Annotated in this window: 6 protein-coding genes and 1 pseudogene; 3 read left to right on the top strand and 4 right to left on the bottom strand. The window is 56.9% G+C overall.

The features are described 5' to 3' along the window. Positions 1–99 precede the first annotated feature (99 nt). From HMPREF1255_RS10230 to HMPREF1255_RS08930, 4 genes and pseudogenes are all read right to left on the bottom strand, one after another. Positions 100–777, bottom strand: a pseudogene (locus tag HMPREF1255_RS10230) (uroporphyrinogen-III synthase); the annotation flags it as partial. A gap of 14 nt (positions 778–791) precedes the next feature. Continuing rightward, positions 792–1,727, bottom strand: coding sequence for a hydroxymethylbilane synthase (gene hemC / locus HMPREF1255_RS08920; protein WP_024111637.1), 936 nt, complete (start codon positions 1,725–1,727; stop codon positions 792–794). Beyond that, positions 1,724–2,971: a glutamyl-tRNA reductase gene (locus HMPREF1255_RS08925; protein ID WP_024111362.1), complete on the bottom strand. Its 1,248-nt coding sequence runs from the start codon at positions 2,969–2,971 to the stop codon at positions 1,724–1,726. Before HMPREF1255_RS08925 ends, hemC begins: the two co-directional genes overlap by 4 nt. Before the next feature lie 75 nt (positions 2,972–3,046). Next, complete coding sequence (locus HMPREF1255_RS08930; protein ID WP_028821622.1) at positions 3,047–3,289, bottom strand: DUF3039 domain-containing protein; 243 nt, start codon at positions 3,287–3,289, stop codon at positions 3,047–3,049. A 51-nt stretch (positions 3,290–3,340) separates the two neighbouring features. Between HMPREF1255_RS08930 and HMPREF1255_RS08935 the strand changes: the two genes are divergently transcribed. The 3 genes from HMPREF1255_RS08935 (at position 3,341) to malQ (ending at position 7,709) form a co-directional block, all read left to right on the top strand. After that, complete coding sequence (locus tag HMPREF1255_RS08935) at positions 3,341–4,711, top strand: MFS transporter (RefSeq protein ID WP_024111503.1); 1,371 nt, start codon at positions 3,341–3,343, stop codon at positions 4,709–4,711. 38 nt (positions 4,712–4,749) lie between these two features. Then, positions 4,750–5,445, top strand: coding sequence for an RDD family protein (locus HMPREF1255_RS08940; protein ID WP_024111526.1), 696 nt, complete (start codon positions 4,750–4,752; stop codon positions 5,443–5,445). Between the two features lie 119 nt (positions 5,446–5,564). Continuing rightward, on the top strand, positions 5,565–7,709 hold the full coding sequence (gene malQ, locus HMPREF1255_RS08945) for a 4-alpha-glucanotransferase (protein ID WP_016456463.1): 2,145 nt from the start codon (positions 5,565–5,567) through the stop codon (positions 7,707–7,709). Positions 7,710–7,723 lie beyond the last annotated feature (14 nt).

A 7,723-nucleotide genomic window follows, 5' to 3' on the forward strand; every position in this document is an offset into this window, starting at 1 on the left:
CGGAATCCCTTTGAATTCGAATGCAGGCTTCTTGAGTTCAGCAGCAATCGTCTTGGCCACGCTCGTTGCATTGCCGAGCTCTACGTCTACGACGTCAAGGCCAGCCTCCTTCGCCGCAGCCTGGGTGGTCGGGCCTACCGCGAACGCCTTGATTTTTGTTGCTCCAGCGCCGGTCAACTTGCACAGCGCTTCGACGGCGCTGGGGGAGCGCAACAGCACGCTAGAAATGTTTCCGCAGCGAACTGCACCGGCGCTGATCGGTTCTCCGGCGATGACGCTCGTCTCATAGACGGGAGCCTTATCGACCTGCCAGCCTGCCGACTCCAATACCTCGCCTAGTTCCTTCCGGGCGATGGCGCTTTGCGGAATCAACGCGCGAGCGGTCTCGTTTTCGGCGATCATCATCTCTGCGAGTGCGGTGCCATCTCTGTTACCGATTACATCGGCATTCAATCCGCTTGCGCTTCGCTGTCCTACCGCGGCTACCTTCAGACCTCGGACGCGTGCGGAATCTAGGACATCGTACAGCTTCTCGCCGACGATTTGGGCCCAATTAGGCATTGTCCGTGGGCTAGTGATGGCGAGCCAGTCGCCTTCACCGGCGGTCTTCAACGTTTCGAATAGCCGGCGTGCCGGGGCATCGTCTTCGCTGGGGTGAATTATGAGATACGGATCGACGAGGACGCTGAGGCCAGCGTTTTTGAGCGCTGCAGCGTCATTTTGATTGTGGTCCGGGCGAATCAGAAGAACGGGTTTGATCAGGCCACTAGTAGTCATAATTTTTCCTTTGCTCAGGAATTTGGCTGGGCTTGCGCAAGAAGCTCTGCGGCAGTTTTGAGCCCAAGCTCGCGCGCCTTCTCGCACCACAGCGACTTCTGCGTCTCATCGATTTCTTCTGGGTCACCGGGCAGCTCGATGCTGTGCTCGGCCCTGGCAAAGTCGACCCCGCGCCAATTCGCCAGGTCAGCGCGAAGCGTCAACGTGTTTCCATCGAGTTGAGCATGCGCTCCGACGGCAGTGGTGCACGCCGCGTCTACGCCAGTAAGAATCGCGCGCTCTGCGCTCACAACTACTCGGCTCTCCAAGTGGTCTAATTTGCCTATACCGTGCACGAGATCCTCGTTGTCGCCACGACACTCGACCGCGAGAGCGCCCTGGGCCGGAGCGGGTAGTAGAACATCGAGAGAGATCCGAGTCATGTTCTCATCCAGCAGGCCAAGCCTCTGCAGCCCCGCTTCTGCTAAAACGACAGCGTCCAACTCGCCGTTTCTAGCCTTCTTCAGCCTGGTATCGACGTTTCCGCGAATCGGGAAAATCTGCAGGTCTGGGCGTGCTTGCAAGAGCGCGGCTTGCCGCCTGGGGGAAGACGTGCCGACCTTTGCGTTCTTCGGTAGATCAGCCAGCTCGAGGCCGTCTCGGGTGACCAACACGTCACGCTCTGATGCTCGCTTCGGAACGGCTGCGGTGATGAGCGGTTGGGGGATCGCCGAAGGTAGATCCTTGAAGGAGTGGACAGCCATGTCAACGCTGCCGTCGATTACCGCCTCTTGCAGCCTGGCGACGAAAGCACCGGGACGCTTGAAGGCGTTCAGGGCGACCTTTTGGTTGTCGCCCTCGGAACGGATAATCGTTAGCTCGACGTCGAACCCGAGCTCGCCTAGTGCGTCCGCGATGGTCTGGGACTGTGAAGTGGCTAACTGGCTTCCTCTTGTGCCGAGCTTGATCAATTATTTACCTCAACTTCGATACCAAAAATGGTCTGCAACGCATTTGTGAAGGAATCCAAATCGCCCTTCTTAGCGAGCTTATTGGCCCTAACGGAAGGCGCGTGCAGCAATGCGTTGCTTACGCGATGAAGCGAACGCGCGACTGCCTCTGCGGTTTCGGGAGAGTAGTGGTGCTCGGCCTTCTCAATTTCTTTATTGATAATTTCGGAAACGTATCTGCGGATCGCTGTTACTGCGGGATCGGCCCTGCGGCCACCCTCAACATGGGCATATGTTTCCACGCCTTGCTGAACTATCCTTTCGGCCTCTTGAGTGGCCTTGGCCTGCTCCGGTGGAACGTTTTCCGCGATCGTTGACAGGGTAATTACGGCCACGTGAGCTAACTCAGCAACAGCCGGATCCACGTCTCCTGGAAGAGCTAGATCGACAATCGGCAGCACTTCGTAGCGGTCTACGCCGGCCTTCTCTAGTAACTCGACACTGATGCGATTCCCGACTCGTCCGGAGCAACAAACGATTATCTCGGCGTTAGCCAAAGCGACCAGGAATTCTTCTTCGCTGGCTCCGATTGCCTCGACCCTCGGATGCGTTTTTGCGAAGGATTCCGCGCGACCGCTTGCCGATGCGACTTTGATCTCACCCGCGCCACGCTGGGTAAGTTCGGAGACAACGACTCCCGCGTAGTCTCCGGTGCCGAGCACTAAAACGTCGCGGCCACGAATTCCGCCATGCTGCTCGTCTACAAGGTCGAGCCCGACGCTGGCCAGAGACTTTCCTGCAGAGCCAAGCTCGGTGTTGTTCTTGACCGCTTTGGATGTTGTCAGTGCGGCCTGGAAAAGTCTGTTCAATTTCGCGTTGGCCACTTTGGAGTACTCGGTAAGTGCACGCCTTACCTGGCCGGCAACCTCGCGTTCTCCGACGACTACCGCGTCCAGACCGCTTGCGACCTCGAAGAGGTGTTGCACTGCTAGCTCGCCAACTCGCATCTCCAACTCGTAGGCAACCTGGCGCATGCTTTCGTCTACTATTTCGGCCACACATTCCTTAACCGTCTCGACGCCGGAATGGAATTTTTTTGCGTCCACGTAGAGCTCGAAGCGGTTGCATGTGGCTAATAAAATTGCGCCGTCTATTACATTGCTGGCGTTTAGCGACGCCAGCAATTGATCCTTACGCTCACTTAACTTGGCGAGATTGGCATTGCTCGTGTTGCGATGCGTCACACCTACTTGAATGATTGGCACTCAATTACCTTAGACAATTAACTGCTGAGACAGGATGTCTCAAATTACTTAAATTGGTTAGGGCTAACTAAGCCTCTAATCGTTCTGATCGCCAGGGTTCATCTGCTGCCAGATCTCCTTGCAGGCAGGGCAAACCGGGAACCCCTCAGGATTTTTAGTTGGCACCCACACCTTGCCGCACAGCGCGATGACCGGAGTGCCGTTTACGATGGCCTCCATGAGTTTGTTTTTCGGCACGTAGTGGCTGAACCGTTCGGCGTCGCCATCCTCTAGAGATTGCGTCTGTCGATCTAGAACTGTTTGTGATCCGGGTGCCATCGAAGTCATGTATCTAGTGTTACATGAGGTTCAACTGGCATACTGTCGCTCGTGAAACCGCCCTTGAACCGTCTCGAGCAGACTTTGTTTGCAGTCGCCGTCTCGATAGCTTGTCTGGCTAGCGCTTTTGAGGCCTACGGCACGCTCACGGCCATGCCCGTGGCGGCCGAGCAGTTCGGCAGTATCGAGTCCTACGCCTGGACCATGACATCGATGATTTCGGCGCAACTTGTTGCCATCGTCGTAGCCGGTCGCATCTCGGACAAGATTGGATCAATTCGTCCGTTGGCGGTTGGAGTGGTTCTTTTTGTCATCGGTTTGTTCACTGCAGGATTAGCCCCGACGATGGCGACACTGATTCTCGCCCGAGTCTTGCAAGGTCTCGGTTCGGGGGCAATGAACCTGACGGTTATGGTTGCAATCGCATCAGCGTACAAAGGCAAGGCTCGCGCCGACATGATGGGGCTGCTTTCGTTCTGTTGGCTTTTGCCGGCGTTCGTAGGCCCGCCGATAGCGGCCTGGATTACCGAAACTTTCAGCTGGCACTGGGTGTTCTTAGGCGTAATCGGATTCGTGCTTCCTGCGATCGCTTTAGGTCTCAAGCCCGCCGTGAAACTCGATTCGCCGCCCAAGACGAAGACGCTGACGAGCCCAATACCGATCGGTTTTGCGCTGCTAGCGACGTTGGGAGTCTGCTCGCTGCAGCTGGCCGGCACCAAAGAGATCGGTGAGACTATCGGTTCGCTTTCTGCCCTGATTGGTGTGGGCGGCTTCGTGGTGTTGATGATCGCCCTTCCCAAGCTAATGCCTGCTGGGTTCCGGCGGCTGAAGCCCGGCTTGCCCTCGATAGTTGCAACCCGAATTCTGACATGCGGTGCTCTTTTCGCTTCTGAAAACTTCCTAGTACTGCTGCTGACAATTCGATATGAGATGAGCCTTACGCAGGCAGGAATTTTGTTGTCTATCGGCAGCTTAGGCTGGACAGTCGGTGCCTTCGCGCAGGGCAGAGATTGGATTTCTCTTCGAAAAGATCAGCTGATCAAGCTCGGAACCGTGCTGATGGTTATAAGCACTGCAGGTATCGCATTTTCAGCGTGGGCAGGTTTCGGCTTGTGGGTGATCTCCGGTTGCTATGTGGTCTCTGGTTTGGGGGCAGGGCTGATGTCGTCTGTCTCGAGTGTTCTCAACATGCAACTTAGCGAGGAAGGAGAGCTGGGCAGAAACACCTCATCAATCCAGCTCGCAGACACAATAGGTAACGCAGTTTTCACTGGAATGGCAGGTACCATCTTTGCGGCTCTGCACTTAATCAGCCCCCCGGCAGTGGTCTTTGCCGCAATCTATGCGTCACTTTGCGTAGTTTCTGTGCTCGCCGCTTGCGTCAGCTCAAGAATTGGAAAGATCGAAACCATAGGTGGATAACTGAATCTGGGCGTTGTCTGGCATGGCATTCTTGAGGTATGAGCGAAAACCAAAATCCTCCGATGGGCTGGTACCCGGACCCCGCGGGCAGTACCCAAGAACGTTACTGGGATGGCAATAGCTGGACGAACAATCTTCGGCCTACTTACGTTTCTCAGCAGAATCAGCCTCAAACGGGCTACGGCTACACCTCATATCCACAGGTTGCCGCGAGTGGCGGGCCGACCACTGCTGATGGAGTACCTTTGGCAGGCTGGTGGTCCAGGGTGGGCGCATCCATCATCGATGGCTTCATCCTTGGCTTTGCGCTAAACATTTTGCTGATCCCGTTTTCTATGGGCATGGGGCCAGGGTTTGCAAGGTGGCTAGAGGACGTCGATACGTCCCTCAACACGCCGAGCCCGCTTGACCCCCAGTACGGAATAGCAGGCCCCTTCGTCGCCATGACTCTGGTCAGCGTTCTGCTCTCCTTTGCCTATGGCTTCTTGATGCTTCGGTTCAAGGGCGCAACCCTCGGCCAGATGGCGTTGGGAATTGGCGTAGTCCCCACGGATAACGGGCGTGCTACCGGGGGCTTGACCTGGGGCAAAGCCGCCTTGCGGCAATGCACTTACTTGATAATCGGGCAAATCCCGATCGTTGGGTTGGTGAGCTATCTGATGCCGCTTTGGACGCAGAAGCGTCAGACCTTCCACGATATGATCGCCCAGACCCAGATGGTTCGCACCCGATAGGCAGCCGAACTTCTCTGAGTCGAACACCTTTTAGAAGCCGTAGGCGAAACCAAGTTTCTCCGATATGCTTTTGCCATGCTCCTCGCAGAGCAGCAAGCTACTAGAGATTGGCTCGGCTAATGGCAGTTGAAGGTTCGCTGAAGCGCCTCGCGGACGCGATGAGAGTCGCGACCGAGTTCTGGGATTGGAAAGGCAACCACGTCAGCGTGGATGCGGACGTCATCGTGGACGTGCTCGCGGCGATGGACATCGACGCGAGCACCGAGGAATCCGCTCAGAAGGCTTTGGAAGAGGTTCAGCTCAGGCCCTGGCGTCAGACGCTGCCTCCGGTAATAGTCGCCCGCCAGGGCAAGGCGAAGAAGTTCGAGGCTCACCTGTCGCACGGTCACGATGCGCAACTCAGGATTTTTCTAGAGCAAGGTGGCGAGCGTGGCGTTCAGCAGGTGGATAACTTTGCTGAGCCAAGGGACATAGACGGCGTGCTGACCGGGGAGGCGTCCTACGAGATCCCTGGCGATCTGCCTCTCGGCTATCACAAAATTGTGCTTGTCTCCGACGACCGCGAGGCCCAAGCCACTTTGATCGTCACTCCCGATTACTTGCACCTTCCAGAGCAGATGGGGGAGGGACGCGTCTGGGGATTTGCTGCACAGCTGTATTCGGTGCGTTCTCACGATTCCTGGGGCATCGGCGACTTGGCCGACTTGGCCGACCTCGCCACTTGGTCTGCTACCCAGTTGGGCACTGACTATGTGCTAGTTAACCCGCTGCACGCGGCGCAGGCGATCCCTCCGATGGACGCCTCGCCCTACTTGCCCAGCAGCCGGCTTTTCCTCAACCCGATGTACATCCGTCCCGAAATGGTTACGGAGTACACGCTTCTTGACGAGTCCGAGCGAGATCAGATCGACATGCTTCGCGGCGAGTTGGCGGAGGCCTTGATCGGCGTCGACCTCATCGAGCGCGATCTGTCTTGGCAGACGAAACGCCGGGCGCTAAGCGTCATTTATCGCGCGGGACGCCGACCAGCCAGGCAAATGGCATTCGATAAGTTCCGCGAGCAGCAGGGAAAGAGACTGCGAGATTTCGCCACCTGGTGCGTGCTTTGCCGCGCATACGGAAACGACTGGCGGGCCTGGCCCCTTGAATTTCAGAGCCCTGATTCTCCGCAGGTGGATAAGTTCAGTCAGGAAAACGCGGACAAGATCGAATTCCAGGAGTGGATGCAGTGGATTGCCGCCGATCAACTGAGCAACGCCCAGCAGGGCGCGGTCGATTCGGGGATGAGCCTTGGTGTCGTCACCGATCTTGCCGTAGGAGTTTCGGCAGCCAGCGCTGATACCTGGATGATGAGTGATATCTACGCTCTAGACATCTCCGTGGGCGCGCCGCCTGATAACTACAACCAGCTTGGTCAGGATTGGGGGCAGCCTCCTTGGCGCCCGGACAAGCTGGCGGAGACTGCGTACGAGCCGTTCCGCAAAATGGTCCGTACCGCTCTGGGGCACTCGGGCGGAGTCCGGATCGATCACATCATCGGCATGTTCCGGCTTTGGTGGATTCCGCGCGGGGATAACGCTTCTCGCGGCACCTATGTCGGATACGACCACGAGGCAATGATCGGCATCATTGCGCTTGAGGCGCAGCGTGCCGGCGGAATCGTCGTCGGCGAGGACCTCGGTACTGTCGAGCCTTGGGTGCGCGGATATCTGGAGAGTCGTGGCATTCTTGGCACCAGCGTTTTGTGGTTTGAAAATGGCCCCGATGGAATGCCTAAGGCGCCGGAAGAGTGGCGAGAAACCTGTATGGGTTCGGTAACCACTCACGATCTCGCGCCGACTGCGGGCTATTTGAGCAAGGCTCACGTCAAGCTTCGGCACGAACTAGACCTGCTCACTGAGTCATATGAGCACGAAAGCGAGCTTGCCGATTTGGAGATCGGGCGCTGGCACGAAAATCTCGTCAATCGTGGATTGTTGTCTTGGGACAGCAACGATCCGGACGAGAATTTCATGTTGGCCATGCACCGGTTCTTGACTAAGACGCCGTCTAGAGTGCTTAATGTGGCGCTGGTCGACGCGGTTGGCGACAAACGTATTCAGAACCAGCCGGGCACTTGGTGGCAATATCCGAATTGGCGGATTCCGCTTTCCGGCCCCGATGGCAAGGCCCTTTTGCTTGAGGACGTTTACAGCATGAAACGTCCGATGCGTATTGGTGCGGTGATGAACGGATGGAGTAAGGTCCCAGAGCCTTGGGGCTAAAAAAGCCAAAAAAA

Source organism: Propionimicrobium sp. BV2F7, from assembly GCF_000510445.1.
Classification (GTDB): Bacteria; Actinomycetota; Actinomycetes; order Propionibacteriales; family Propionibacteriaceae; genus Propionimicrobium; species Propionimicrobium lymphophilum.